General features: G+C 32.8%; 1 protein-coding gene. It reads left to right on the forward strand.

The window, feature by feature from the left end; genetic code table 11:
* The coding region (locus tag KZH69_RS20410; protein ID WP_219319311.1) for a GNAT family N-acetyltransferase at positions 1-282 on the forward strand (282 nt) is incomplete at its 5' end.
* Positions 283-521 lie beyond the last annotated feature (239 nt).

Genomic DNA, 521 nt, shown 5'->3' on the forward strand with positions numbered 1-521 from the left:
AATAAGAGATTAGAAATTGGATGGACTTGGATTGGTGAAAAGTTTCAGGGAACAGGTATAAATGCAATTTGCAAAGCACTTCTCTTAGATTATTGCTTTAACACTCTAAATTTAAGAAGAGTAGAATTTAAGATTGATGTAAAAAACCTAAAATCACAAAAGGCAATAGAAAAAATTGGAGCCATTAAAGAGGGATTTTTAAGAAATTACAACATTCAATCTTACGGAGATAGTGAAGGAACGTATGTTTATAGTGTTTTAAAAGAAGAATGGAAAAATTGATTGTTGCAAAACGTAAATAAGAAAGAACTCGTGAAGCAGAAAATACTCAAGCCAATCATTGTCTAAAAAGAAGCAATAGAAACGGAAATGGTTTGCGCATATTGTTACGCCCTACAACACACGCTACAAGCAATTTGGGTATTTGGCTTAATTTAAATATGGTTTTGTATTTGGATGATTTGGCAAATCCGAAGAATAGGCTTAATTTAGTCCCAAACTGCTTTTAGCGCGGGAACGTT

The sequence above is a fragment of the Flavobacterium taihuense genome, assembly GCF_019351435.1.
Taxonomy (GTDB): Bacteria; Bacteroidota; Bacteroidia; order Flavobacteriales; family Flavobacteriaceae; genus Flavobacterium; species Flavobacterium taihuense.